This window comes from Propionivibrio soli (assembly GCF_025770765.1).
GTDB lineage: Bacteria > Pseudomonadota > Gammaproteobacteria > Burkholderiales > Rhodocyclaceae > Propionivibrio > Propionivibrio soli.
Genome location: NZ_JANZKY010000012.1, coordinates 90406 through 114998 on the forward strand (window position 1 = coordinate 90406; position 24593 = coordinate 114998).

Sequence of the window (24593 nt, forward strand, 5' to 3'; positions counted from 1 at the left end):
CTTATGAAGAAGAATTTTATCGCGGGGTTACTTGCCGCGCTTTTCGTGTCTAGCGCATCGGCATTCGAGCCCTTCGTAATCAAAGACATCCGTATCGATGGCATCCAGCGTACGGAAGCCGGAACGGTGTTCAGTTATCTCCCGATTAAGGTCGGGGATACGATGACAGATGAAAAGGCGGCGCAGGCGATCAAGGCTTTGTTCGCCACTGGTTTTTTCAAGGATGTTCGCGTCGAGATTGAAGGGGATGTAGTCGTCGTCGCGATTGAAGAGCGCCCAGCGATTGCCCAGATCGATTTTGTCGGTTTGAAGGAGTTCGACAAGGACCAGATGACCAAGGGTCTGGCAGAGGCCGGATTCGGTGTCTCTCGTTCTTTCGACCGCAGTATGCTTGAAAGGGCTGAGCAAGAACTCAAACGCCAGTACCTTACACGCGGCAAATATGCCGTATCGATTACCACGACCGTTACCCCGCTTGAGCGGAATCGAGTGGCGATTAACTTCAACATCGATGAAGGCGATGCTGCCAAGATACGTCAGATCAATATCGTCGGCGCGCAGGCTTTTAGTGAAAAGGAGTTGCTATCACTTTTCCAACTCCGGACGCCGAACTGGATTAGCTGGTATACGAAGAACGACCAGTATTCCAAGCAAAAACTATCGGCCGACCTCGAAAGCCTTCGCTCTTATTATCTGGACCGTGGTTACCTCGAATTCAATATCGAGTCGACGCAGGTATCCATAAGCGCCGACAAAAAGGACATTTACATCACGATCAGTGTTTCGGAGGGCGAGCGTTATATCGTTTCCTCGGTCAAGCTTGCGGGCGACCTCATCCTTCCGGAAGACGAGCTCAGAAAATCGATGCAAGTTAAGCCAGGCGATATTTTCTCTCGTGAGCGGCTTAACGAAAGTACAAAGGCAATCAGCGATAAGCTTTCCGCCCGCGGCTATGCGTTTGCTAACGTGAACGCTGCTCCCGAAGTGAGCAAGGAAAGGCGGCAAGTAGCATTTACGGTATATGTTGATCCGGGGAAGCGTACTTACGTTCGACGCATCAACGTGACGGGGAATACGAAAACACGTGATGAAGTGATTCGTCAGGAAATGCGGCAAATGGAAGGCGCTTGGTATGACGACGAGCGTGTGAAGCGGTCTCGAGAGCGGGTCGATAAAACCGACTACTTCTCAGAAGTTAATATTGAAACTCCTCCAGTTCCCGGAACTACCGACCAGGTTGACGTCAACGTCAATGTTGCGGAGAAATCGACGGGCAGTGTTTCAGTCGGCGCTGGTTTTTCACAGTCGGAAGGTGTGATCCTTTCCGGATCTGTTGCGCAATCGAATATTTTCGGGAGCGGTCGCTACGTATCTTTACAGCTTGGCACGGGTAAGATCAACCGAGCCATCGGCCTTAGCTATACCAATCCCTATTTTACCGTTGATGGAGTGAGCCAAGGCTTCGACGTATATCATCGCAAGTCGAATCCGACGTCCCTTGATTATGCCTACAAGACCGAATCAACAGGAGGTGGGATCCGTTTCGGTATACCGATTGCCGAGAAGCAGTCGATCAGCTTTGGTGCTGCTTTTGACTTCACAAAAGTCGAGATCGACCGGGAGGATTCAGACACACCGGTCCAATACATACGGTTTAGTGACAAGTTCTGCAGCAGCAAGAATGCATGCGGCAACGTTTCGGTGCCACTTACCGCAGGCTGGGCGAGCGACACAAAAGACAGTGTGCTTAACCCAACCCGCGGAGCTTTGCAAAAGGCGATTTTTGAAATTAGTCCGGCGGGAGACCTGAAGTATTACAAGATGTCGTACCAGCATCAGAGGTATTTTCCAATTACGCGCGACATGACGCTCATGCTCAACGGCGAGGTGGGTTACGCTAAAGGTCTCGGCGGACAGGAAGTACCGTTCTTCAAGAACTACTTTGCTGGCGGTCCGGGGTCTGTACGAGGTTTTGAAACGTCGAGCTTGGGACCGTACGAGATCAAGTCGGGAGACGTCGTGCACCTAGGCGGGACCCGGCGGTTCATATTTAACGCGGAATTGTCGGTGCCCGTACCTGGGTTTGGAAAAGACAAAAGCGTCCGCTTCGGGCCATTCTTCGATGCCGGCCAGGTTTACGCTGATTCGGAATCGTCGGTCTATGATGCGGGCCCTGTTCGTATGTCAGCGGGTCTTGCGGCCACTTGGGTTTCACCTTTCGGGCCGCTTAAATTCAGCTTGGCGCAACCGCTCAATAAACAGGAAAATGATAAACTTGAGCGGTTCCAGTTCCAGATGGGCACAACTTTTTAGTCTAGGAGAAATAGCTTGAACACGAAACTTGCCGCGTTCTTGGCTGCGCTGATTGTTTCGTCGCTGCCACTGTCTTTTGCGTCGGCATCGGAAACAATGAAGATCGGTTACGTTAACACGCAGCGTATTTTCCGCGATGCGCCTACAGCTGTTAAAGCGGCGAAGAAGATCGAAGCTGAATTTTCCAAACGGGACCAAGACCTTCAACGGATGGCAAAGCAGTTGCAGACATTGCAGGAGTCTCTTGAGAAGAACGCCGTGACGATGGCCGAGTCCGAGCGCCGCACGAAGGAGAAAGACCTGAACGAACTCTCCCGCGAGTTTCAGCGGAAACAGCGTGAGTTTCGTGAAGATTTGAATCTCCGTCAGAATGAGGAAAACGCTGCCATCATCGAGAAGGCCAACAAAGCAATCAAGCAGCTTGCGGAAACAGAGAAGTACGACCTGATCCTGCAAGACGTCGTTTGGGTCAGCCCCAAGCTTGATGTGACGGATAAGATCATTAAGGCTTTGTCTGAAGGCAAACCTGACGGTAAGCCGGAAGGCAAGTAAGTAGCGTGCCTGGGTCTGTAACGCTACGACTTGATGAAATCGTTGCCTGCCTGGGGGGCTCGCTCGACGGAGATCCTTCCGTAACTGTCTCCCAGGTTGGGACGCTTTCTTCTGCGTCTCACGGCCAAATTGCTTTCTTAGCTAATCCGAAGTACCGGCAGCAGCTGAGTTCGACTCGCGCATCGGCGGTCATCTTGTCGCCCCAATTTGCAGATGGGGTGGATCTTCCGAAGATCCTTCACGATAATCCATACGTTTATTATGCGCGTGTCGTTGCGTTGCTGAATCCTACAAAGAGTAGAAGACCCGGGATACATCCCTCTGCGGTGGTAAATTCGCCTGTTCCGGATTCGGTGAGTGTCGGGGAGCGCTCGGTTGTCGGCGAACGGGTGCGGCTCGGAAAGAACGTGACACTCTATCCGGGATGCGTGATCGGTGACGACTCCGTGATCGGTGACGATTCTGTTCTTTACCCTAACGTTGTTGTATACGACAACTGCGTGATTGGTAGGCGAGCGATCGTCCATGCTGGGGTCGTGATCGGGGCTGACGGATTCGGCTTCGCGAAAGAAGGCGAACGCTGGGTAAAGATTCCGCAGATTGGCCGGGTTGTAGTTGGCGATGACGTCGAGATCGGCGCCAATACGACGATTGACCGGGGAGCGCTTGACGACACGGTCATCGGTAATGGGGTCAAGCTTGATAACCAGATTCAAATTGCGCATAACGTGGTGGTGGGAGAGCACACCGCCATGGCGGGATGCGTTGGCATTGCGGGCAGTACCCGTATCGGCAGTCGATGTACCGTGGGGGGGGCGGGCATGATCGTCGGCCACCTCGATTTAGGCGACGACGTTCATATTTCGGCGGGGACAATGGTCACCAAGAGCCTTAACAAGCCTGGCCAGTATACGAGCATCTTCCCACTAGAGCCGCATGACGAGTGGCGGCGCAACGCGGCGCAGATTAAGCGCTTGAGCAAACTCGCAGAGCGCGTTTGCGAACTTGAGAAAAAACTCGAAAAAATGGAGAAAAATTCTTGAATACCATGGATATCCACGAGATATTGAAGCATCTTCCCCATCGTTACCCGTTTTTGCTCGTAGATCGAGTACTGGAATGCGAACCCGGAAAGATGATTCACGCTTACAAAAACGTGACCATCAATGAGCCGTTTTTTGTGGGACATTTTCCTCATCATCCCGTGATGCCCGGCGTCCTCATCATGGAAGCATTAGCTCAGGCCGCTGGCATCTTGTCGTTCAAAACGATGGGGTCTAAACCTGACGACAACTCCGTCTTCTATTTCGTGGGAATTGATAACGGACGTTTCAAGAGACCTGTCTCCGCTGGCGACCAACTCCATTTGCATGTCGAAATCGAGCGCCAGGTTCGGGGAATATGGAAATACAAAGCGGTGGCACGCGTCGATGGCGAGGTTGCCGCCGAGGCGGCCTTGATGTGTGCACAACGCGACATTGCGTGACAATTGCGCTGAAAAAATGATCCACCCGACAGCTATCGTTCATCCCGACGCACGCCTTGGAGCCAACGTATCGGTAGGCGCCTATTCGATTATCGGCGAGCACGTGGAGATTGGAGACAATACGTGGATTGGCCCGCATGTCGTAGTTTCCGGCCATACGCGTATCGGATGTGACAATCGAATATTCCAGTTCTGCTCAATCGGTGAGATACCCCAAGACAAGAAATATGGAGGGGAGCCGACGCGCCTCGAAATTGGCGACCGGAACACCATACGGGAGTTCTGTACATTCAATCTAGGCACCGCTCAGGACGTAGGAGTTACGCGGTTAGGTGATGACAACTGGATAATGGCATACGTCCATATTGCTCATGACTGCCAAGTGGGCAATCGGACGACCTTCGCGAACAACTCGCAATTGGCTGGCCATGTTCATATAGATGATTGGGCAATTCTTGGCGGGTATACAGGGGTTCACCAGTTCTGCCGTATCGGTGCTCATACAATGACGGCAGTAGGAACAGTGGTTCTGCAAGATATCCCTCCCTACGTCATGGCTGCGGGCAATACGGCCACCCCTTTTGGAATCAACGCGGAGGGGCTGAAGCGTCGTGGATTCTCCTCGGACGCATTGATGGCTCTTAAGCGTGCTTATCGGACGCTCTACAAGTCTGGCTTGATGCTTGAGGAGGCTCGCGCGAAGCTTGAAGCAGATGTCTCCGAGCATCCCGAGATACAGCCTATTCTGGATTTTCTTTCGGTTTCGAAGCGCGGCATCATTCGATGACCTCATCGCTGGTCCGCATTGCGATGGTGGCCGGCGAGGCATCGGGAGATTTGCTCGCCAGTCACCTTATCCAAGCGCTCAAAACCAGGCTCCCAAACGCCGTGTTCTATGGCGTGGGGGGGCCTCGAATGGCGGGAAAAGGCTTTGAGGCGTGGTATCCGCTTGAGAAACTGGCTGTGCGCGGATACGTTGAGGTACTAAAGCATTATCGCGAGCTGAGGAGCATACGCGATGACATCAAGCGCCGCTTGCTTGCCGACCCACCGGACTGCTTTATCGGTGTTGATGCGCCCGATTTCAATCTGAATATTGAAAGGGCAATGAAGAAGGCTGGCGTGCCGGCTATACATTACGTCAGTCCTTCGATCTGGGCTTGGCGAGGAAAGCGAATCCACACAATCGGAGCATCGGTTTCGCTGGTCCTGGCGCTGTTTCCGTTCGAGCCAGCACTGTATGAAAAACAGGGGATACCGGTTCGTTATGTTGGCCACCCGCTCGCCGATATTCTGCCGATAGATGATCAGAGGGCGGCGGCGCGGGATCTCCTCGGGCTTTCGGCTACTCAGCCTGTGTTTGCCTTGTTACCGGGAAGTCGCCAATCCGAGTTGCAGTATATGGCGGATACCTTCATTGAGGCGGCACGAGAGCTCAGTAAGAAGCTGCCGGACGCGAGCTTCCTTGTTCCGATGGCTACTCGCGAAACTCGCCTGTTGTTCGAGGAAGCACGGTATCGCTGCAAAGCTGACGATTTGCCGATACGGATCTTGTTTGGCCACTCACATGACGCGATGGCGGCGTCGGACGCCGTCCTCGTCGCGAGTGGGACGGCAACGTTGGAAGCTGCGCTACTCAAACGCCCAATGGCAGTCGCTTACAAGATGGCACCGCTGTCTTTCCGCTTGATGCGTAGGATGGGCTATCTCCCCTACATCGCATTACCTAACATTCTCGCTGGCAAGTTCGTCGTCCCCGAGTTCATTCAGGATGATGCGAGTCCCGAGAACCTGGCACAAACCCTGTACAATTTCTATGTGGACCGGGCGGCGAGGGCGCGTATTAGCGACGTTTTCCGGGATATGCACCTACGGCTGAGGCGCAATACGGCGGATGTTGCGGCAGATGCCGTGATTGAGTGTTTTACCGAATTCCGTGGAACGAATACCGCTATTGCCTGCTGAGGCGTTGGTCTGCGGAGTCGACGAGGCGGGCCGCGGCCCTCTGGCAGGGCCAGTCGTCGCGGCAGCGGTGATTCTCGATCCTTGCGATCCGATTGACGGCTTGGACGATTCGAAGAAACTATCCACCAAACGCAGAGAGTTTCTTGCGATCGAGATTCGGAAACGGGCAGTGGCGTGGGCGGTCGCGGAGGCAAGCGTCGAGGAAATCGACCGCCTCAACATACTGCATGCGAGCATGCTTGCCATGCGGCGTGCTGTGGGCGCGCTCCTTCCCGTTCCCGTGCGCGCCCTCATCGACGGTAACCGTTGCCCAGCGCTCGATTGCCCAGCGGAGGCGATCATCGGTGGCGATGGAAAGGTGGCGGCTATTGCGGCTGCTTCTATTCTCGCCAAGACAGTACGTGACGCCGGCATGGCGCGTTTGCATGAGGATTATCCTGCCTACGGCTTCGATCGGCATATGGGGTATCCAACCGCCCAACATTTGCAGGCGCTGCAGGAACACGGACCGTGCCCTGTCCACCGGCGTTCGTATGCGCCGGTTGCGCAACTCATCCTGCTATGAAACGTGTCGTTTCGCGTGACAACGCGGATTTCAAGCTTTTGAAGAAGCTCTGCCATAGCGGCAGGGACCGGCGGAAATCAAACAAAATCGTCCTTGAGGGAGCGCATCTCGTCGATGCGTACATGCAGCGCCTGGGGCTACCAGAGATGGTGGTTGTCAGCGAAAGTGGCCTTGGCGTCGCGGAGATAGCTGGGCAGCTGCAGTATGTTGCGGGCGAAGCTCCGGTGATTCTCCTTGAAGATTCTCTATTTTCAGATCTGGCTTCATTGGAAACACCGAGCGGGATTATGGCGGTTGGGCCGGTTCCCGCTGACGCAGGGATGATCGCCTACGATCGGGATTCGGTGGCGCTGGATGGAGTGCAGGACCCTGGAAACGTCGGCTCTATTCTGCGTAGTGCGGCAGCAGCAGGGTTCTCTCAAGTGCTTCTTTCATCCGACTGCGCGCACGCATGGTCGCCCAAAGTCCTTCGCTCCGCGATGGGAGCACATTTTCTGATCGAGATTCATGAAATGTGCGATTTGCCGTCGTTTGTTCGGAGCTTTAGCGGCCAGGTCGTCGTGACCGAAGTCGCGGCCGATCGGGATCTGTACGCGGCCGATCTTCGGACACCCTCGGCATGGGTGTTTGGAAGCGAAGGCAGGGGCGTGCGACCCGATGTTGCTGCGGCAGCAAAAACGCACGTTCGTATTCCCATGCCCGGCTCGACTGAGTCTCTTAATGTGGCCGCAGCCGCAGCCATCTGTCTATTTGAGACGGTCCGTCAGCGGCGAAACTGAGGTGCTCGCCTTTTAGGTTTTTACTCGCATAAGACGCGCTTTTTCGCGCGCCCAGTCGCGTTCCTTCTCGGCTTCCCGCTTGTCATGTTGCTTCTTGCCTTTGGCCAAACCGACCTCAACTTTGATACGACCATGTTCAAAGTGTAGATCGAGGGGCATCAAGGTATACCCGGCTCGCTCCACTAAGCCGATCAACTTGCTGATTTCTTTCGCATGAAGAAGCAGCTTTCTGGTTCTCACCGGATCAGGGTGCACATGAGTAGAGGCCTCGGCTAGCGGTGTAATGTGCATCCCGAACAGAAAGATCTCGCCGCTACGGATGGTGACATAGGCCTCCTTGATGTTGGATCTGCCGGCACGGATTGCCTTAACCTCCCACCCCTCCAGTGCAATGCCGGCCTCGAACTTTTCCTCGATAAAGTAGTCGTGAAAGGCTTTCTTGTTGGTAACGATACTCATGTGCGGCTCTCAAAAGCGTACTAGGCGGCGATGCTAAAATGGCAGATTCTACAGGACTCACGAGGTACCGTTCGGATGGCGCTTGTTGAGAAATCCGTTTTGATAGCCAGATCAGCAGAACAAATGTTCGATCTCGTGGACAACGTCGAAGACTATCCCGAGTTTTTACCATGGTGCAGCGATACTCGGGTGGATTTTCGGGACGTGACCAAGACGGTGGCGACACTGCATATCAGTTTTCTGAGTGTCAAATCACATTTCACGACTGAGAATCTGAAAGAAAGACCATTGCGTATGAGCCTCCGGTTGGTGGACGGCCCATTTCGCCGTCTCGAAGGATCATGGTTGTTTCGACCGTTGGCGGAGAATGCCTGCAAGGTCGAATTCAAATTGTCCTATGAGTTTTCTAGTCGGGTATTCGAACGGATTATCGGGCCTGTCTTCGGGCAAATAACGACTACCTTTGTCGACGCTTTCGTAAAGCGAGCGGATGAGGTATATGGAGACTCCAATGGCTGAAGTGATGCGCGTCGAGGTCGCTTATGCTCGCTTGGAAAAGCAGGAGCTTTTTTCGGTAACACTTCCGTTCGGCGCGACGGTTCGCGATGCTGTAGAGGCGGCGGGCGTTTTGGCAAAGTATGCGGAAATCGACCTAGCCAAAAACAAATTGGGGGTTTTCGGCAAGCTTGTGAAGCCGGATACGCCGCTCCGCGATCACGATCGTGTGGAAATTTACCGGCCTTTGATTGCCGACCCCAAAGAAGTGCGCAGACAGCGCGCAGCAGAAGGCAAGCAAATGAAGAAAGGGGCGGGGGAGGCGGAGAACGAGTGACTAAGCTCGCCCGCGGCACGAACCTTCTTTAGTGTCGCGGAACTACGTCTGAGCTGGTTATTTACAAGAGAGCTCTACCGCTCGCCGTGCCTTAGCCAATTCCTGCTCGCGTTGTGCGTCTTCGAGGAAGTACCGTTCTCCCTTGTCGTCGCGCATCGCGACGCGTTCTCCTGATTCCAATAACTGAACATTCCGGCGCGCGTTCTCGCAATTCTCTTTCTTGTCAGCCGCGGCTTGCTGTTCCTTGTTGGCCTTTGTCGTGCTCTCTTGGGCTTCCTTTTGACGCTTACGGAATTCAAGATCTCGCTCGGCGGTTGTCTTTTGTCCCGCAGTGTCTTGGGCCGATGGAGCTTCTATTCTCTTTTGCTCGCGGGCCTTTCCTGCAGGAGGCTTGTCCGAAATAATCGTTTTCCCATTTTCGTCCTTCCACTGGTAAATCTGAGCACTAGCTGCACTGGCGGCAAACAGAGCAATCACGGCAAAAACGAAGCGTCTCATGGTCATCCTTACATTGCGGAGCATGCTGTATAATACTTATTTGTGACCCCGGATTATAGGCCATGCGTTTGATTCAACGGGCGCTTACGTTTGACGACGTTCTCCTGGTTCCCGCCCACTCCTCTGTATTGCCCCGCGAAGTCAGCTTGCAAACCCGTCTGACTCGAAGCATCACTCTCAATATGCCGTTGGTGTCTGCGGCAATGGACACCGTTACCGAAAGCAGGCTCGCAATCGCCCTAGCCCAGGAGGGCGGCATCGGTATCGTTCACAAGAACCTGAGCCCAAAGACTCAAGCCGCTGAGGTGGCAAAGGTAAAACGATTCGAGTCGGGAATACTTAAAGATCCGATTACTGTCCCTCCCAGTATGTCAGTTCGCGAAGTCTTCGAACTGACTCGTCAGCACAAGATCTCGGGCTTCCCGGTGGTCGAAGGGTCGGCTGTCGTTGGTATTGTGACTAACCGTGATCTTCGCTTCGAGACCAATCTGGATCAACCCGTTCGCAATATCATGACGCCCCGGGAGCGTCTGGTGACGGTCAAAGAAGGGGCAACAGTGGATGAGGGAAAGGCGCTCATTCATCGGCATCGGCTCGAGCGCGTCCTTGTTGTAAATGATGCTTTCGAGTTGCGCGGGCTCATTACAGTGAAAGATATCATCAAGACTACCGAACACCCGTATGCCTGTAAGGACGCCTCGGGACGTTTGCTGGTGGGCGCGGCCATTGGTGTCGGTCAAGGGACGGAAGAACGCGCCGCGCTGCTGGCGGAAGCGGGGGTGGACGTAATTGTCGTGGATACGGCCCACGGCCACTCACAAGGTGTGTTGGAACGTGTGCGATGGGTGAAGAAGACCTTTCCGAACGTCGAGGTGATCGGTGGCAACATCGCAACGGCAGATGCCGCACGGGCCTTGCTGGATCACGGAGCTGACGGTGTCAAGGTCGGAATCGGCCCCGGTTCGATTTGCACGACGCGTATCGTCGCCGGTGTTGGCGTTCCACAGATCACCGCGATACAAAGCGTGTCAGAAGCGCTCAAAGGAACTGGGGTACCCATGATTGCTGACGGAGGGATCCGGTACTCCGGCGATATCTGTAAAGCGATCGCTGCGGGCGGTCATGCCGTGATGTTGGGCGGTCTTTTTGCGGGCACCGAGGAGGCCCCGGGGGACGTAGAACTTTTCCAAGGCCGCTCCTACAAATCCTATCGTGGCATGGGCTCAATCGGCGCGATGGCGGCCGGGGCGGCCGACCGCTATTTCCAGGAAGAAGGCGCTTCGGATGTCGAGAAACTGGTTCCCGAGGGGATTGAAGGGCGGGTTCCGTATAAGGGGTCGGTCTTGGCAGTGATCCATCAACTGATGGGTGGTCTACGATCCTCGATGGGATATCTGGGTTGCGCAACGATAGCTGAAATGCACGAGCGCGCCACTTTTGTAGAGATTACTTCCGCTGGTGTAAGAGAGTCTCATGTGCACGACGTGCAGATTACCAAGGAAGCACCCAACTACCACGTGGATTGATCGCGAACGCGAACAGTAGGGCGGCTAAAAGCCGCCCTTGTTAATTCGGGGCTTGGAAACATGGCGCATCAGAAAATACTCATCCTGGATTTCGGTTCTCAGGTTACGCAGCTTATTGCTCGTCGCGTCCGGGAACAGCAGGTGTACTGCGAGTTGCATCCCTTTGACGTGAGCGAAGAGTTCATTCGCTCCTTCCGACCCCAAGGGATTATTCTTTCTGGCGGTCCGAATTCGGTTTACGAAGCGGCCGATTGGCGGGCGCCGCAGGTTGTTTTCGAACTCGGCGTTCCCGTTCTTGGCATCTGCTATGGCATGCAGACGATGGCCGAGCAACTAGGAGGAAAGGTAGAGACTTCAGGAAAGCGCGAATACGGTTACGCCGAGATACGTGCGCGGGGCCACTCCAAGTTGTTTGAAGGGATTCAGGATCGCGTAAATGGCGAAGGGCACGGCCTACTAGATGTCTGGATGAGTCACGGTGACAAGGTGACGGAGTTACCAGCCGGCTTCAAAGTCATTGCCTGCAGCGAAGCGTGCGCTATCGCCGCGATGGCGGACGAAGCACGGCGGTTCTATGCGGTACAGTTTCACCCGGAAGTAACGCACACCATCAAAGGCAAGGAAATATTCGCCCACTTCGTGCACGACATCTGCGGGTGCGGCCATGACTGGAATATGCCGGACTATGTGAACGAAGCCATCGTGAAGGTGCGTGAGCAGGTGGGAGGCGACGAAGTCATCCTTGGTCTGTCGGGAGGGGTCGATTCTTCGGTAGTGGCGGCCCTCTTGCATCGCGCTATAGGCGAACAATTAACCTGCGTATTTGTTGACAACGGCCTGCTGCGCCTCAACGAGGCCGAGCAGGTGATGAAAACGTTTGCCACGAATCTGGGCGTTAAGGTGATTCATGTAGATGCCAGCGAGCAGTTCATGGGCCACCTCAAAGGAGTATCCGATCCCGAGGCAAAGAGAAAAATCATCGGGCGGGAATTCGTCGAGGTCTTTCAAGCGGAATCGAAAAAGCTGTCCAATGCGAAGTGGTTGGCGCAAGGAACGATTTATCCTGACGTAATTGAGTCGGCCGGTGGCAAGACCAAGAAGGCGCATACGATCAAGAGCCACCACAATGTGGGTGGCTTGCCGGAAACACTGAACTTGAAGTTGTTGGAGCCTTTGCGCGAGCTCTTCAAGGACGAAGTCCGCGAGTTGGGCATCGCGCTCGGCTTGCCAAGGGAAATGGTCTATCGGCATCCATTCCCCGGCCCGGGTCTTGGAGTTCGCATTCTCGGTGAAGTGAAGAAGGAGTATGCGGATCTTCTACGCCGCGCTGACGCAATTTTCATCGACGAGCTTCGGGCCTCAGATTGGTATGACAAGACGAGCCAAGCTTTTGCAGTATTCCTGCCCGTTAAGTCTGTGGGGGTGATGGGTGACGGTCGAACGTACGAGTACGTGGTCGCGCTTCGTGCCGTCCAAACGCAGGACTTCATGACTGCGCACTGGGCGGAGCTACCGCATAGCCTTCTGGGTAAGGTTTCGAACCGTATCATTAACGAAGTTCGCGGTATTAATCGAGTGGTGTACGACATTTCCGGTAAACCACCCGCAACGATCGAGTGGGAGTGAGGCTGGCGTCGATTGAGCCGCATTGTTGTCCAATGTCTCATACACCGGACAACAATGACCGTATTCTCGGAGGCCTTTCGCTATGTATTCACAGCCGTCACTGCCGGGGATTGGTGCCGCGCCCATACCGACAGACCGGCTATTCTTCGCGATCTTTCCGGAAATGGACGCTGCTCGCCGCATTGCAAAGCTCGCGCGAGGCTTCGGCCTAGAACACGGACTCAGCGGAGCGTTCCTCGCTGCGGAGAGACTTCATATTTCTTTGCACCACGTTGGTGATTTCGCGGGATTGCCGCAGGGTACTCTCGCGATGGCAGGCAAAGCGGGAAGTGCGGCCGCAGCCGTTACTCCGGCGTTCGAGGTCGAGTTCGATCAGGTGGAGAGTTTCCGCGGGGGGGCGGACAATCATCCGTTCGTTTTGAGCGGAAATCATGGGATTATTGCGTTATCAGCGTTTTGCAAGACGCTCGGGGGCGCTATGGAGAAAACGGGGTTCAAGCTTCTGGCGACGAGCTACAAGCCTCACATAACATTGTTGTATAGCGACGGCCATGTCGCTAGGCAACTGGTGGCGCCGATTACCTGGACGGCCCGGGAGTTTGCCTTGGTAAGAAGCCTGCTTGGTCGAAAGCAATACATCGTACTAGCGCGGTGGTCTCTATTGTCCTGAGAAGAGCGGGTGTTGTGAGGTGAGTCAGTAGTAGTGCTATTTCAAGCATTCTTGGAGACCACAGAGTGGAACCGAGACCTGTTCGAGTAACCGCTTCAAGATGAAACGCATCCTTTTTGTCTGCATGGGGAATATTTGCCGTTCGCCCGCAGCCGAGGGCGTGGCCCGAGCGTTAGTCATGCGCACTGGGTTTGCGTCGTCTATCGAGGTGGCTTCCGCGGGAACGCACGCTTACCACGAAGGCGAAACTCCTGACCCGCGAGTCAGGCAAATCGCCTCGGCTAGAGGTTACGACTTAAAAGGCATTCGTGCGCGGCGCATAACGGGCAGCGATTTCGAGCGTTTTGATCGGATCCTTGCAATGGACTTGCAGAATCTTGAATTTCTCAAGCGTCGTTGCTTACCCGAGCACGTCGGTAAGATCGGGCTGTTTTTGGCTCATGATGACGGTTTCGGAGTCACTGAAGTCCCCGATCCCTATTACGGGAACTCCGAAGGTTTCGAAAGAGTATTCGATATGTGTGAGGTGGCGGCACGTCGCGTCATTTCCGAAACAATCACCTCGTGTCCGAGCACGCAGTCTGACCCGCCTACTCGAGCTTTTTCAGATAATCCTTCGTAAACACCTTGTCCGGCAGATCACGAAGCTTCATGCTTCTGTACTCGAGGATTGATTGTTCGCCGCTCTTCAGTGCGTCTTCCATAACCAGCCGCGTCGGGCGAGCGCGTCCCTCCATCATCTGGAAGTTCTCATACTTGCAAGTCTTCAGTAGGCGGTTTGACAGGGAATAAAACTCGGCCTTGAATGGCCAGTTGTCTTTGTGTCGTACCCAGTACACGACTCGCTGGTACGTGACGCCACGGTCGACGGCGATGAGTTCCAGGACTTGATACGTTTCCCCATCAATGGTCTCTGTGCGGACGATGCGCGGGTTATAGTCAGCGGCGAAGTTGGCGCGAGCGAGGTCGCCGTTCGCTACTTGTCCGGTCAGTCGTTGAGATAATGCTATACGGATAGGTTGCGATACATCGGGCATGAAGACCCAGAGATCCCGTCCTTTCATCAGAATGATCTGACCTCGCTCGGAGGCAGGTTCCGTCACCATTACGACGGTATTGCTGTTGCCTTTCGAAAGAACACGATATTTCCGTACCTCGCCAGGCTGTCCCGCCTGCATGTTGGTGATGTTTACATCGACTTGAAATCCCTCGGACGGAAACCTCACGAGGTCAGCTTTTTCGACGATGCTCTTGGCTACCGGGTCTTCAGCTTGAACGGCTGGAGAATTCTCTTGTGCGTAGGAATTGAACAGCAAGGTTGTAATCACGAAGAGTGCAAACGTTACAACCTTGACACTTTTCCACCGGATAGTCATGATTTCCATAGTTTTCACCCATTTGTGCTAGCCGCGGGTCGGGGTGGCAGAGGACATCCAATGAGCGTTGTTCGCATTGAACATGTGTATAAGGATTATCTGCTAGGTGACCAGAAAGTCCAAGCGCTCAAGGACATCACTTTGTCGTTCGATCCCGGCGTGTTTCTCGCGATCGCCGGTCCATCGGGAAGTGGCAAGACGACGTTGCTCAATCTCATCGGGTGCATCGATACTCCTACCAGCGGAAGAATCTTCATCAATGACCAGGACGTCTCGGGGCGAACGGCTGACGAGTTAGCCGATTTGCGTAACCGAACCATCGGCTTCATCTTCCAGACCTTCAATTTACTCCCTGTACTTTCGGCTGCCGAGAACGTCGAATATCCTCTGCTTCAACGAGCTGACGTTACCAAAGAGGAACGGCAAAGGCGCGTGGAGTATTTCTTGGACATTGTTGGCCTCGCCAAGTTTGCCGATCATCGACCTAATCAGTTAAGCGGAGGGCAGCGTCAGCGTGTAGCAATTGCGCGGGCTCTAGCAGTGCTTCCATCCATTGTTCTCGCCGACGAACCGACTGCGAATCTTGACCATAAGACAGGCGAGGAAATCCTGAACCTAATGAAGAAAATCAACCGGTCTTTCAATACAACGTTTATTTTTTCGACACATGACAAGCGGGTTATTGCGAAAGCCGACCGGTTGGTGAGGGTGGACGATGGAGAAATCTCGGCCCTGGGAGTGCGCTCGGAAAGCCGCTGGTCGCTTGCGCGGAATCGTCGATCGACCGATGTTGTCGCTCAAAACCAACAAGCCAACAATTAAGGGAAAAGAGCTTATGGCGTCACATGCAGGGAGAGGCAACGCGGGCAACTGTTGGTTGGTTTTCTTCATTCTCATCGCCAGCTGTTTTCCAGTCTTTGCAGCGCAGAATGGAGCGGAGGAGGAGGGTTCGGAACCGGCTTCGTTGCTACCTGGGGAAGCGCGATCAACTCTGCTGAAGACCAGCCTATTGTTAGCTGCCAAAGCCGAGGAGGACGCTGGTCCGGGGAGCCTAGGGTCGCTATTTGGCGACGATGAGGAGGTTCAGAAATCGCCGAAACAAGGGCAGGCGTCAGCGGCACAAGGGGGTGGGATAAAGGGATCGATCAGATTTGAAGCGGCAAGAACGGTCGCCTCGCCCGTGCATTGGTCGAAAATGCTTACACGCGCTGATCTAAGTTCTCAGGGGGATCTGGGTAACGGCGTCAAATGGAAATCAGGCATACGCATTGGTTACGACGCTGTTTATGACCTCTATGACTTCTATCCCGGCCGGGTGAGACATGATCAACGCTATGACTTTTCTTTGCGTGAGAACTATCTAGACGTCAGTTCAGGGGACTGGGATTACCGATTAGGAAAGCAACACGTGGTATGGGGCGAGATGGTTGGTCTCTTCTTCGCCGATGTCGTATCGGCACGTGAAATGAGGGAATTCATCCTGCCTGAATTCGATACGATGCGAATTCCTCAGTGGGCTGCGCGAGCCGAGTATTTCAAGGATGATTACCACGCAGAGTTGCTATGGATCCCCGTAGCCAGTTATGACAACGTTGGCAAACCGGGGGCCGAGTTTTTTCCATACCAGCCTCAGCCTGCCGGCGTGGCAGTTAGCTATCGCAACGAGGACCGGCCGTCGCGTTCCCTGTCTCATGGCAACTACGGGATACGCCTCTCTACTCTGAAGAACGGGTGGGACGTGTCTGGTTTTGCTTACAGCAGCATGGACGTTGCGCAGACCTTCTATCGCGATTCAGTTTCCGTTCCGGGAACGTTCATTTACCAGGCACGTCATGATCGCATTCAGCAGTACGGAGGAACACTCGCGAAGGACTTCGGCGATATTGTCCTCAAGGCGGAAGCGGTTTATACCCATGGACGGCAGTTTACCGTTCTAAGATTGGCAGATGATAACGGCCTTGTTCCTCAGAACACGCTTGACTGGGCCGTCGGTTTGGATTTTTCACTTCCAGCCGATACACGGCTTAATGTCCAACTCTATCAACGCGATTTCTTTTCTCACGACGCCGATTTACTTTACGAGCCGCGAGAAACCGGTTACAGCCTTCTTCTCAACCATAAATTCACGAATACGTTGGAAGCAGAGGCTCTATGGATAGCGAGCATCAACCGCACGGATTGGCTGTTCCGTCCTAAGCTGGTATGGAATTTCGAACGAAACTGGCGCCTCTCGGTCGGCGCGGACGTGTTTAAGGGGCCCGCCCTGGGCTTCTTTGGACGTTACGATGCTAAGGACCGCGTTTATTCTGAAGTGCGGTACAGCTTCTAACCCAGGCGTTTGCCACAGCACTGTCGGAAAACTTTACTTTCTTTTTTTTGACTTTTGGGGGTTTTTCGTAACCTATTGATTTTTAATTTATATTAAAGGTGGCATGGGGTGTGCTTATGTAGATCGCGCCAGCTCAAACAGTTGTCTGAGCGAGCCAAGAACCCTCTCGAGGAGATTTACATGAAGCAATTTGACCTACGCAAGAAAGTCTTGACCGCTGCTGTCGGCGCTGCGCTGGCGTTCGGAGCTGCCTCCCAAGCTTCCGCTGCTATTGCGCCGGTATTCACTTACGATTTTGATGGTGTGGCTGGCGGCTCAACTGTAGTTGCAAACGGACTGTCCGGTGGTAGCGCAGAAATCCTGAATGTCACGAGTCCGACGACTTTCGCCGGTGGCGGTTATGTTCAGATCGACGCACTGAAATACCTCAGTTCGACCGTGCCGAACACCGGCTACTCGTCGACCGGGCTGTACGCCAAGTTTAATCTGACTAATACACTGGTCAGTGGCGCGTTGGGTGCGAGCGGCAGCACATACGTTCTAAATTCGTTGAACGTCAGCCTCTATTACGACGCAAACAAGAACAACACGTTTAGCCAAGCCACCGCGAGCGTCGGTAATACTGGTGACGATGTCCTGCTGGCTCTCGGCTCCTTGGTTCCTGGAACGGGCACGGCAGGCCTGAGTACCACGTTTGGTGCTTTCCTCAACGCGCTTACGCAGTTCTCGTTGACGGCTGACGGAGCGAAGTTCTTTATTTCACCAGTTCCCTTCTATACGCTGGCATTTGAAGGCTTCAACAGCACCGGTAATAGCTGGACGTTTAACGGACAGACCTTGACGATCGGCAACGCGACGGGCGTTATCGACTTCCAAAAGGTTCCTGAGCCTGGCTCACTGGCTTTGCTGGGCCTTGGCCTGGTTGGCTTGGCAGCGAAGCGTCGTCGCAAGTAAGCCTGTTAAAGACCTTCACTTAAGGACCTCCATCCCGAACGGGGTGGAGGTTTTTGTTTTATAGTAAGCGCATGCCAAGACTATCTTTGCTTCCTGTCATGGTTCGGGAGATGTTTGGCGAGCGGAAGTTTCCGCGCGAGCCAGAACCTGATCTCGTGATGGACGATCCTGAGCAGGTGGCCGCGTATTCTTACGCTGGCCGTATCGACGGGGTTATGTCCGCGGCTTACCTCTATCACTCTGCTCAGATCAGTCAGACGATACACGGATGCGCAAAGGTTCTTGACTTGGGCTGCGGCCCTGCAACTCAGCTCGGGCAGGTTGCTCAACTTAATCCTGACATTTCATTTCTTGGCGTCGATTTGTCGGCAACGATGCTCGATAGCGCGAGAAAGCATGCTGCTGCGCTATCCCTGCCTAATGTCGGTTTTCAGGTTGAAGACATTACCCAGCTCGAAGGGATTAGCGATCAGAGTGTTGACGCAGTGATTTCCACAATGGCGGTGCATCACCTTCCCACCAGAGATTTACTCGATAAGTGTTTCCAACAGATAGCCCGAGTTCTGAAACCGGGGGGGGCGGTTTACCTAACGGATTTTGGGCGGCTCAAATCTCTCAAGTCGGTGTTGTTTTTTGCCTATATGAACGCCGAGCACCAGCCACATCTTTTTTCGCTTGATTACGAGCGTTCCTTGCGTGCTGCTTTTCTGCTCGACGATTTCGAGGATTGTGCGGGGAAGTTTTTGCCCTCATCTGTTAAGGTGCAGAGCACGTTCAGAGTGCCTTTCCTGGTGATGCTCAAAACGCCATCGAGGGCACTGCCGCCGGCGCTCGTTGAGCGATTGAGAGAGTTGAGAAGGACGTTGCCGCAGAAGTATCGGTCCGATCTTGATGAATTGCGATTTTTCTGCAAACTTGGCGGGGTCGATCCCGATCCGTTTGGGTGACGTTCATCCTGCCTTATCTCGACCTGCCGTCCTAGAAAGACCGCGTCAAATGCCATCCGAGACTGCGCGTTTCCTTGCTACAACCGCTCGCGCGGCTCCTTCTGCAGATAATTCCCAGCCCCTTCGGTTCGAGTGGGACGGAGTGCGATTCACCGTTCTGTTTGACAATGTTCGCTGTGCAGCCAAACTGTTCGGGGCGGAATCTCACCCCACGCTACTGACGGTGGGCGCGTGCTTTGAGAACTTGGACTCGGCGGTCAAAGCTATGGGTTCTGGGGGACGGTGGGAGTACTCCCAGGTCGGGTCGGGTTCCGTCGCCTACGGGAATTTGGTGATTGAGTCGCCGCCCTCGCAACCCTTACCACTGCACTTGCCGCTTTTTCAAAGGCACACGAACCGTTTTCCATACCGAGCCTCGCCTGTTCCGGAAGCGATCGTTTCGAGAGTCGGCGAGTTTCGTCGTGGGCAAGCACGTATCGTTTTTCTGCGTGACGCAGAGAGAAAGAAAATGCTGGTTAGCACCGTGCGAGAGGCGGCCGAAGTGCGCTTCCGTACGCGTGAGTTGCATGAATGGCTGATGGACAGCCTTCGTTTTACCTCTGCAGAAGCTGAGCAAGGCGATGGCCTCGATATTGAGACCGTGGATTTGCCTCCAGGAGGAAAGGCCTTCCTGCGCTTAACTCGCCCGTGGCATCGCATGGCTTGGCTCAATCAACTCGGCGTGTACAAAGGCTTGGCATTAGCTGAGACAAGATTGCTGAAGAGCTCTCCGGTACTTGCCTGCATCGTTGGCAAGACCGACTGGGATGGCGTCGTTGAAGCAGGGCGCTTACTCTGTGCGACATGGAGCAGCCTTAATACAGAAGGCCTGGCTGTACACCCGTACTATGTCGTCACGGACCAGTTGTCCCGCCTAAAAGCGAACAAGGTTCATCCGTCCATGGACAATGCCGTTCGCCGGATCGATCAAACGGTCCGTCAATTGCTGGAACTTGGCTCGGACGAGCAATTGCACATGATTCTGCGGGTGGGGTACCCGAGTAAGGCGCCGGTTCGCTCTCGACGGTTACCGTTGGATTTGGTTTATCAAGACCTGAGCTAGCTGACTTCCTTGGCACCCCAGATGGTGGCTCGGTACGTTTCTTTAGCTGCTCTTAGGCGCGAGTTGCCTTTTGACGAGCGTGATCATGAGACGTTGTAGCGGGTTGCGGTGACCCCAGGGCCGCCAGGTGGTCGTGTATCGCATCCGATACCCGTCAAATTGGCTCGCCCGCGGTGCGACGAGGACGCCTCCTCGACCGAGGATGAGCTTAAGCGTTTCGATAGCGGCCACCCCGGCACAAAGCTGACAAGCCGCTATGCTCGACGGACCACGACGCTCCGCCAAGTTGACCCGTGACATGTCCGCTACATATCCACGCTGCAGCATTGCGGGCGAGAGACCAACAAGAAAACGGACGGCCATCTCCTGTTCGTCGCATCCTTCAAATCCGAAATACTCTTCGAACGGCATGCCGCCTGGCGCGAAAACGAGCAACGCCGTTCCCATTCCGAGCGGTGCCGCTGTTACAACCGGGATTCCCTTTTTCTCGCATGCGGCGAACGTAAGGCGTCGCGCGTCGAACGCAAAAAAATCAAGCCCGTCGACATACACATCCACGCCTTCGAGAAATGCGTCAATCGAATCGGCTTTTATGCCTCCCGGAAAAGTGAGCAGCTCCATCTCGGGATTGATATCCCTGGCCATTTCGGCAAGGACGTCGAGTTTGGGGCGGCCCAACGTGGGGACTGTTGCCCCGACTTGCCGGTTGAAATTGGCGATGTCAAAAACGTCGAAGTCGGCGATCGAGAATCGCCCGATTCCAAGCCGGGCGAGGGTCAACAAGTGAACCCCTCCGACGCCGCCTAATCCACCGACGGCAACCTTGGCCCGTCGCAGTTTTTCCTGTTCGGTTTCGGTCACCCAACCGATATTGCGCGAAAAAGCCTTGTCGTAATCGAAGGTTTGCATGGAATTCGCTCGATATTGGTTTATCGTATGATAACAACCCTGGCCTCCGCCTCAACAGAGCGCGCAACCGATGAACAGTGTAGCTGCAGAGTTCCGCCTGGCGGCACGTAACCTCCGGCGTAACACCCGAAGAACGCTGGTGGCCACGCTAACTGTAGCGTTCGGCATCGTGGCCTTTCTGCTCGCGGGAGGGTTCATCGCGTGGGTCTTCGAGCAAATGCGGGAAGCGACAATCCACTCGCAACTCGGCCATTTCCAAATTGTACGCCCAGGGTTCTTCGAGAAGGGGATCGCCGACCCTTACGCTTACCTGCTTCCCGACCAGTCGGTTGAGCAACAAAAGGTGGAGCGCTTGGAGAGTTTCAAGGGCCTCGCACCGCGGCTTACCTTCAGTGGCCTCGTAAGCCGCGGAGAGACGACGATCGCATTCATCGGCGATGGGATTGATCCAGTCAGAGAGAAACCCATCAGCAGTAGCGTAACGGTAGTTAGCGGTCATGATCTGAAGGATGCGAACGAGCGGGCCGTCCTCCTCGGCGAAGGACTGGCGGCCGCTATGGGAGTGAAGGTTGGGGATATGGTCGTTCTGCTTGCGACAGCGGCTAACGGAAGCCCGAGCGCCGTGGAGGTGGTCGTCGCCGGGACGTTTGCAACGAGCGCCAAGGAATATGACGATAGTGCGCTCCGGCTGCCGATCGGTGTTGCGAGACGGCTCATGAAAGTCCAAGGCGCTACATCGTGGGTCGTTCTGTTGGACGATACCAAGAAAACCGATACTGCCATTGCGACGATTTCTGACCAGCTGCCAGCCAAGGAGTTCGAGATCGTGCCTTGGCACGCGCTGGCCGATTTCTACAACAAGACAGTTGTCCTGTTTTCCAAGCAGGTCAGCGTCGTCAAGTTCATTATTGGCGTCATCATTGTGCTCACCATTTCGAATACCCTGATGATGAGCGTTCTTGAACGCACGACCGAAATTGGAACCAGTCTCGCGATAGGGCAGAGGCGAGCGACGATTCTGCGCATGTTCGTGGCCGAAGGAACGCTCATCGGTATCGTCGGTGGCCTCCTCGGAGTGCTGCTCGGCTATGCGTTCGCGTCTGCCATATCCGCCGTGGGAATACCCATGCCCCCGCCACCTGGGATGGCACGCGGCTTTATGGGGGAGATCCTGGTCGTCCCTGGCCTCGCTGTTGATGGATTTGTTCTGGCGCTGATTACTACGTTCGCCGCCAGCTTGCTGCCGGCGTGGAAGGCGAGCCGCATGAATATCGTCGATGCATTACGGTACAACCAATGAGTATCGTTTCCGTGCAACGAGCCGCCTTCGCTCTTCGCAACGTGTTCCGACAACGTGTCCGGTCTGCTGCGACCTTGGCCGCGATCGGTCTTGGCGTGGCCGGGCTCATCCTCGCCGGTGGCTTTGTTCAAGACATTTTTTTTCAACTTGGAGAGGCGGTCATCCATTCTCAGAGTGGCCATATTCAGATTTCGCGCCTCGGTTATCGAGAAGGGCGGGTTCGATCCCCAGAGGCTTTTTTGATTGATCAGCCGGATCAACTGAAACGGTCGCTATTAACGGAACACGGCGTGCACCAAGTGCTCGAGCGCTTGAGCTTCACAGGAGTAATTAATAACGGAAAGCGGGATCTTGGGATCATTGGGGAAGGAGTTGAGCCGGACGCCGAAGCCGAACTCGGGACCTATCTTCGCTACGTCGAAGGGCGAGCGTTGAAGAACAGCGATGCAGACGGGATTGTGCTCGGGCAAGGTGTTGCAAAGTCGCTTGGCCTAAAAGCTGGGGACCGTGCAAACCTTGTCATCAGCCTGCCGGAAGGGGCGGTCAATACGCTGGACTTTGAAGTTGTTGGAGTATTCCAGAGTTTCTCCAAGGACTTCGATGCGCGTGCTGTGCGGATACCGCTTGCCGCAGCACGGACGCTGATGGACAACGCTTCCGCGCATGTTTTGGTTGTCGTTCTCGACAAGACGGAGGATACCGATCTGGTTCTCGACAGGCTGCGAGCTCGATTGAGCGGGAACGAATATGAGCTGGTTTCTTGGCGGAGCCTCTCGGATTTCTATGAGAAGACGCTCAAACTCTACGATCGCCAGTTTGGCGTGTTGCGCCTCATCATCCTGTTGATGGTTCTTCTCAGCGTAGCGAACAGCGTAAACATGACACTCTTCGAGCGCACTCGTGAGTTCGGTACCATGCTCGCGATTGGCGATCGTCCCGGGACGGTGTTTCAACTTGTCGTTACTGAAAACGCGCTGATAGGCCTTATCGGAGCGGGGTTTGGAATAGCGGTTGGTTGCGCCGCCGCCTTGGCGATTTCTGCAATCGGCATCCCGATGCCGCCGCCCCCCAACTCAAACCTCAACTATACGGCGTTTATTCGCCTCGTCCCGCTTGATGTTCTTGTGGCTGGGACTGTTGGTTTTGCTGCTGCGCTACTTGCGGCCCTGATGCCGGCATGGCGCGTGTCGCGCATGAAGGTCGTAGATGCTCTTCGTCATGGCGTTTAAATTTACGTATGCCTGTACAGAACCGGGGTGAGGTATCCCTTCCTCGTTTGCGATGGTGTCCAAGAATCCGTACGGCAGCGTGTTTTTTTCGTAACTTTTTGACAATAAGCTTGTCGGATAGCGGCTTTCGAGAAGCGACTGCGCCACATCTTCATGTGGATATCCGGCTAAGTGTGCATTAGTTGTTTCGTTTGGTGGTCGGGCGGGTGTACTGTTACGGAATCGGTGTGCCATGCCCGAGCTTCCGTTGTGCGATTCGAAAGCTTAGGGGCCACATACACGGAGCGATTGTGGAACCTCTTTTGCTACTTGGTGAAAAGGACGACGGGGCGTGGCGATGCTTAACTCGGGACGTGTTATTCTTCCCGGTTATGATGAACAGCTTGAGGTAGGTGCTCGCGGCTTTTGTTTTCATACGCTTCATTGTTCGCGTTCTTATGACCGCTATCGATTAGAGGAGAATGATATGTTTGTCGGCCTGCATAACGGTGTCGTTGCGGCGCTTCGCTGGTTTCTGATTGGTGCGCTGGGGATTGCCGTCTTCGGTTGCGCAACGGGTCATCCTCCCGCACCTTCCGCTGCGGCATCTTCGGACTACAACTACATCATCGGTCCAGGCGACACCGTGAATATCGTCGTATGGCGGAACCCCGAGTTGTCCATGTCCGTGCCGGTGCGCCCCGATGGAAAGATCACCGCACCGTTGGTTGAGGACTTACCAGCAATGGGGAAGGATGCCACAACCTTGGCACGCGATATTGAAGCGGCTATCGGCAAGTTCATTCGCGACCCGGTGGTTACCGTTATTGTCACGGCATTTGTCGGACCCTATGCCGAGCAGATCAGAGTCGTCGGTGAGGCGGCAAAGCCGCAAACCCTTCCGTATAAGCAGAAAATGACGCTGCTCGACGTAATGATCGCGGTCGGCGGCATCACTGATTTCGCGGACGGTAACGGTACGACTCTTCTGCGTACTTCCGAGGGCAACAAGCAGTACAGCCTGCGCGTGAAGGACCTGATCAAGCGGGGGGACGTGTCGGCAAACGTCGAAATGAAACCTGGTGATGTTCTCATCATCCCGCGCAGCTGGTTCTGATTTTCGGCCGCTATAGTTTCCTCTGTTAACCTGGGGCTGGCTACCCGGCTCCAGGCGTTCCTAACACTACTGAACATAGA

26 protein-coding genes are annotated in these 24593 nt (G+C 54.6%); 22 read left to right on the forward strand and 4 right to left on the reverse strand.

Annotation, left to right across the window (positions count from 1 at the left end; all coding sequences use genetic code 11):
* Positions 1 to 3: 3 nt before the first annotated feature.
* From bamA to NZ453_RS14930, 8 genes are read left to right on the forward strand one after another with little or no spacing between them, the layout of a single operon-like run.
* Positions 4 to 2313: an outer membrane protein assembly factor BamA gene (bamA, locus tag NZ453_RS14895; protein ID WP_263771478.1), complete on the forward strand. Its 2310-nt coding sequence runs from the start codon at positions 4 to 6 to the stop codon at positions 2311 to 2313.
* Positions 2314 to 2328: 15 nt separating this feature from the next.
* Positions 2329 to 2865: an OmpH/Skp family outer membrane protein gene (locus NZ453_RS14900; protein ID WP_263771480.1), complete on the forward strand. Its 537-nt coding sequence runs from the start codon at positions 2329 to 2331 to the stop codon at positions 2863 to 2865.
* A gap of 5 nt (positions 2866 to 2870) precedes the next feature.
* Positions 2871 to 3908: a UDP-3-O-(3-hydroxymyristoyl)glucosamine N-acyltransferase gene (lpxD, locus tag NZ453_RS14905; RefSeq protein ID WP_263771481.1), complete on the forward strand. Its 1038-nt coding sequence runs from the start codon at positions 2871 to 2873 to the stop codon at positions 3906 to 3908.
* Between the two features lie 5 nt (positions 3909 to 3913).
* Complete coding sequence (gene fabZ / locus NZ453_RS14910) at positions 3914 to 4351, forward strand: 3-hydroxyacyl-ACP dehydratase FabZ (protein WP_263771561.1); 438 nt, start codon at positions 3914 to 3916, stop codon at positions 4349 to 4351.
* 16 nt (positions 4352 to 4367) lie between these two features.
* Positions 4368 to 5138: an acyl-ACP--UDP-N-acetylglucosamine O-acyltransferase gene (gene lpxA / locus NZ453_RS14915; protein WP_263771562.1), complete on the forward strand. Its 771-nt coding sequence runs from the start codon at positions 4368 to 4370 to the stop codon at positions 5136 to 5138.
* Positions 5135 to 6316: a lipid-A-disaccharide synthase gene (gene lpxB, locus NZ453_RS14920; RefSeq protein WP_263771482.1), complete on the forward strand. Its 1182-nt coding sequence runs from the start codon at positions 5135 to 5137 to the stop codon at positions 6314 to 6316. Before lpxA ends, lpxB begins: the two co-directional genes overlap by 4 nt.
* Entirely contained in the window at positions 6288 to 6881 is a 594-nt protein-coding gene (rnhB, locus tag NZ453_RS14925) for a ribonuclease HII (protein ID WP_420851670.1), read from the forward strand. Before lpxB ends, rnhB begins: the two co-directional genes overlap by 29 nt.
* Positions 6878 to 7660 (forward strand): TrmH family RNA methyltransferase, encoded by a 783-nt coding sequence (locus NZ453_RS14930; RefSeq protein ID WP_263771483.1) that lies wholly within the window; start codon positions 6878 to 6880, stop codon positions 7658 to 7660. Before rnhB ends, NZ453_RS14930 begins: the two co-directional genes overlap by 4 nt.
* Positions 7661 to 7672: 12 nt before the next feature.
* Here the strand turns inward: NZ453_RS14930 and smpB are convergent, their stop codons facing one another.
* Positions 7673 to 8119: an SsrA-binding protein SmpB gene (smpB, locus tag NZ453_RS14935; RefSeq protein WP_263771484.1), complete on the reverse strand. Its 447-nt coding sequence runs from the start codon at positions 8117 to 8119 to the stop codon at positions 7673 to 7675.
* Positions 8120 to 8194: 75 nt separating this feature from the next.
* Here smpB and NZ453_RS14940 point away from each other — a divergent pair, with 75 nt between their 5' ends.
* Together NZ453_RS14940 and NZ453_RS14945 are read left to right on the forward strand one after the other, a co-directional pair.
* Positions 8195 to 8638, forward strand: a complete 444-nt coding sequence (locus NZ453_RS14940) for a type II toxin-antitoxin system RatA family toxin (protein ID WP_263771485.1) — start codon at positions 8195 to 8197, stop codon at positions 8636 to 8638.
* Positions 8631 to 8951, forward strand: a complete 321-nt coding sequence (locus NZ453_RS14945) for an RnfH family protein (RefSeq protein ID WP_263771486.1) — start codon at positions 8631 to 8633, stop codon at positions 8949 to 8951. Before NZ453_RS14940 ends, NZ453_RS14945 begins: the two co-directional genes overlap by 8 nt.
* A gap of 57 nt (positions 8952 to 9008) precedes the next feature.
* Here NZ453_RS14945 and NZ453_RS14950 read toward each other — a convergent pair whose 3' ends face one another.
* Positions 9009 to 9449 carry a DUF4124 domain-containing protein gene (locus NZ453_RS14950; protein ID WP_263771487.1) on the reverse strand — a complete coding sequence of 147 codons (441 nt, stop codon included), beginning with the start codon at positions 9447 to 9449 and terminating at the stop codon, positions 9009 to 9011.
* A gap of 62 nt (positions 9450 to 9511) precedes the next feature.
* On the opposite strand from NZ453_RS14950, the gene guaB reads away from it, so the two are divergent.
* The 4 genes from guaB (at position 9512) to NZ453_RS14970 (ending at position 13893) form a co-directional block, all read left to right on the forward strand.
* Entirely contained in the window at positions 9512 to 10975 is a 1464-nt protein-coding gene (gene guaB, locus NZ453_RS14955; protein WP_263771488.1) for an IMP dehydrogenase, read from the forward strand.
* 60 nt (positions 10976 to 11035) lie between these two features.
* Positions 11036 to 12601 (forward strand): glutamine-hydrolyzing GMP synthase, encoded by a 1566-nt coding sequence (guaA, locus tag NZ453_RS14960; protein WP_263771489.1) that lies wholly within the window; start codon positions 11036 to 11038, stop codon positions 12599 to 12601.
* An 82-nt stretch (positions 12602 to 12683) separates the two neighbouring features.
* Positions 12684 to 13271 (forward strand): 2'-5' RNA ligase family protein, encoded by a 588-nt coding sequence (locus NZ453_RS14965; RefSeq protein WP_263771491.1) that lies wholly within the window; start codon positions 12684 to 12686, stop codon positions 13269 to 13271.
* Between the two features lie 100 nt (positions 13272 to 13371).
* Positions 13372 to 13893: a low molecular weight protein-tyrosine-phosphatase gene (locus NZ453_RS14970; protein WP_263771492.1), complete on the forward strand. Its 522-nt coding sequence runs from the start codon at positions 13372 to 13374 to the stop codon at positions 13891 to 13893.
* Here the strand turns inward: NZ453_RS14970 and NZ453_RS14975 are convergent.
* A complete protein-coding gene (locus NZ453_RS14975) occupies positions 13862 to 14656 on the reverse strand; it encodes an outer membrane lipoprotein-sorting protein (RefSeq protein ID WP_263771493.1) in 795 nt (264 codons plus the stop codon). The two genes, NZ453_RS14970 and NZ453_RS14975, sit on opposite strands and share 32 nt — an antisense overlap.
* 51 nt (positions 14657 to 14707) lie before the next feature.
* Between NZ453_RS14975 and NZ453_RS14980 the strand changes: the two genes are divergently transcribed.
* The 5 genes from NZ453_RS14980 to NZ453_RS15000 all read left to right on the forward strand — a co-directional run bounded on the left by NZ453_RS14980 (position 14708) and on the right by NZ453_RS15000 (position 19979).
* Positions 14708 to 15469 carry an ABC transporter ATP-binding protein gene (locus NZ453_RS14980; RefSeq protein ID WP_263771494.1) on the forward strand — a complete coding sequence of 254 codons (762 nt, stop codon included), beginning with the start codon at positions 14708 to 14710 and terminating at the stop codon, positions 15467 to 15469.
* A complete protein-coding gene (locus NZ453_RS14985; protein ID WP_263771495.1) occupies positions 15435 to 16976 on the forward strand; it encodes a DUF1302 family protein in 1542 nt (513 codons plus the stop codon). The genes NZ453_RS14980 and NZ453_RS14985 overlap by 35 nt, the downstream gene beginning before the upstream one ends.
* 180 nt (positions 16977 to 17156) lie before the next feature.
* Positions 17157 to 17930, forward strand: coding sequence for a flocculation-associated PEP-CTERM protein PepA (gene pepA / locus NZ453_RS14990; protein WP_263771496.1), 774 nt, complete (start codon positions 17157 to 17159; stop codon positions 17928 to 17930).
* Between the two features lie 71 nt (positions 17931 to 18001).
* Positions 18002 to 18877 (forward strand): class I SAM-dependent methyltransferase, encoded by an 876-nt coding sequence (locus NZ453_RS14995; RefSeq protein WP_263771497.1) that lies wholly within the window; start codon positions 18002 to 18004, stop codon positions 18875 to 18877.
* A 508-nt stretch (positions 18878 to 19385) separates the two neighbouring features.
* Positions 19386 to 19979, forward strand: coding sequence for a nitroreductase family protein (locus NZ453_RS15000; protein WP_263771498.1), 594 nt, complete (start codon positions 19386 to 19388; stop codon positions 19977 to 19979).
* A gap of 42 nt (positions 19980 to 20021) precedes the next feature.
* Here the strand turns inward: NZ453_RS15000 and NZ453_RS15005 are convergent, their stop codons facing one another.
* The gene (locus NZ453_RS15005) at positions 20022 to 20888 is read right to left on the reverse strand and encodes a ThiF family adenylyltransferase (protein WP_263771499.1); all 867 of its coding nucleotides are present in this window, start codon (positions 20886 to 20888) and stop codon (positions 20022 to 20024) included.
* Positions 20889 to 21027: 139 nt separating this feature from the next.
* Between NZ453_RS15005 and NZ453_RS15010 the strand changes: the two genes are divergently transcribed.
* From NZ453_RS15010 to NZ453_RS15020, 3 genes are all read left to right on the forward strand, one after another.
* Positions 21028 to 22188, forward strand: a complete 1161-nt coding sequence (locus tag NZ453_RS15010) for an ABC transporter permease (protein ID WP_263771500.1) — start codon at positions 21028 to 21030, stop codon at positions 22186 to 22188.
* A gap of 74 nt (positions 22189 to 22262) precedes the next feature.
* A complete protein-coding gene (locus tag NZ453_RS15015) occupies positions 22263 to 23417 on the forward strand; it encodes an ABC transporter permease (protein ID WP_263771501.1) in 1155 nt (384 codons plus the stop codon).
* Between the two features lie 514 nt (positions 23418 to 23931).
* A complete protein-coding gene (locus tag NZ453_RS15020) occupies positions 23932 to 24513 on the forward strand; it encodes an XrtA/PEP-CTERM system exopolysaccharide export protein (protein WP_476747215.1) in 582 nt (193 codons plus the stop codon).
* Positions 24514 to 24593 lie beyond the last annotated feature (80 nt).

Excerpts from the sequence above, each read along its gene's own strand:
- guaB (WP_263771488.1), top strand. The coding sequence starts at position 9,512 with ATGCGTTTGATTCAACGGGCGCTTACGTTTGACGACGTTCTCCTGGTT.
- bamA (WP_263771478.1), top strand. The coding sequence starts at position 4 with ATGAAGAAGAATTTTATCGCGGGGTTACTTGCCGCGCTTTTCGTGTCT.
- smpB (WP_263771484.1), bottom strand. The coding sequence starts at position 8,119 with ATGAGTATCGTTACCAACAAGAAAGCCTTTCACGACTACTTTATCGAG.
- NZ453_RS14970 (WP_263771492.1), top strand. The coding sequence starts at position 13,372 with ATGAAACGCATCCTTTTTGTCTGCATGGGGAATATTTGCCGTTCGCCC.
- NZ453_RS15005 (WP_263771499.1), bottom strand. The coding sequence starts at position 20,888 with ATGCAAACCTTCGATTACGACAAGGCTTTTTCGCGCAATATCGGTTGG.
- NZ453_RS14940 (WP_263771485.1), top strand. The coding sequence starts at position 8,195 with ATGGCGCTTGTTGAGAAATCCGTTTTGATAGCCAGATCAGCAGAACAA.
- NZ453_RS14965 (WP_263771491.1), top strand. The coding sequence starts at position 12,684 with ATGTATTCACAGCCGTCACTGCCGGGGATTGGTGCCGCGCCCATACCG.
- pepA (WP_263771496.1), top strand. The coding sequence starts at position 17,157 with ATGAAGCAATTTGACCTACGCAAGAAAGTCTTGACCGCTGCTGTCGGC.
- NZ453_RS14995 (WP_263771497.1), top strand. The coding sequence starts at position 18,002 with ATGCCAAGACTATCTTTGCTTCCTGTCATGGTTCGGGAGATGTTTGGC.
- NZ453_RS14930 (WP_263771483.1), top strand. The coding sequence starts at position 6,878 with ATGAAACGTGTCGTTTCGCGTGACAACGCGGATTTCAAGCTTTTGAAG.
- lpxB (WP_263771482.1), top strand. The coding sequence starts at position 5,135 with ATGACCTCATCGCTGGTCCGCATTGCGATGGTGGCCGGCGAGGCATCG.
- NZ453_RS14975 (WP_263771493.1), bottom strand. The coding sequence starts at position 14,656 with ATGGAAATCATGACTATCCGGTGGAAAAGTGTCAAGGTTGTAACGTTT.
- NZ453_RS15000 (WP_263771498.1), top strand. The coding sequence starts at position 19,386 with ATGCTGGTTAGCACCGTGCGAGAGGCGGCCGAAGTGCGCTTCCGTACG.
- fabZ (WP_263771561.1), top strand. The coding sequence starts at position 3,914 with ATGGATATCCACGAGATATTGAAGCATCTTCCCCATCGTTACCCGTTT.
- NZ453_RS14950 (WP_263771487.1), bottom strand. The coding sequence starts at position 9,449 with ATGAGACGCTTCGTTTTTGCCGTGATTGCTCTGTTTGCCGCCAGTGCA.
- NZ453_RS14985 (WP_263771495.1), top strand. The coding sequence starts at position 15,435 with ATGTTGTCGCTCAAAACCAACAAGCCAACAATTAAGGGAAAAGAGCTT.
- lpxA (WP_263771562.1), top strand. The coding sequence starts at position 4,368 with ATGATCCACCCGACAGCTATCGTTCATCCCGACGCACGCCTTGGAGCC.
- NZ453_RS14980 (WP_263771494.1), top strand. The coding sequence starts at position 14,708 with ATGAGCGTTGTTCGCATTGAACATGTGTATAAGGATTATCTGCTAGGT.
- NZ453_RS14945 (WP_263771486.1), top strand. The coding sequence starts at position 8,631 with ATGGCTGAAGTGATGCGCGTCGAGGTCGCTTATGCTCGCTTGGAAAAG.
- guaA (WP_263771489.1), top strand. The coding sequence starts at position 11,036 with ATGGCGCATCAGAAAATACTCATCCTGGATTTCGGTTCTCAGGTTACG.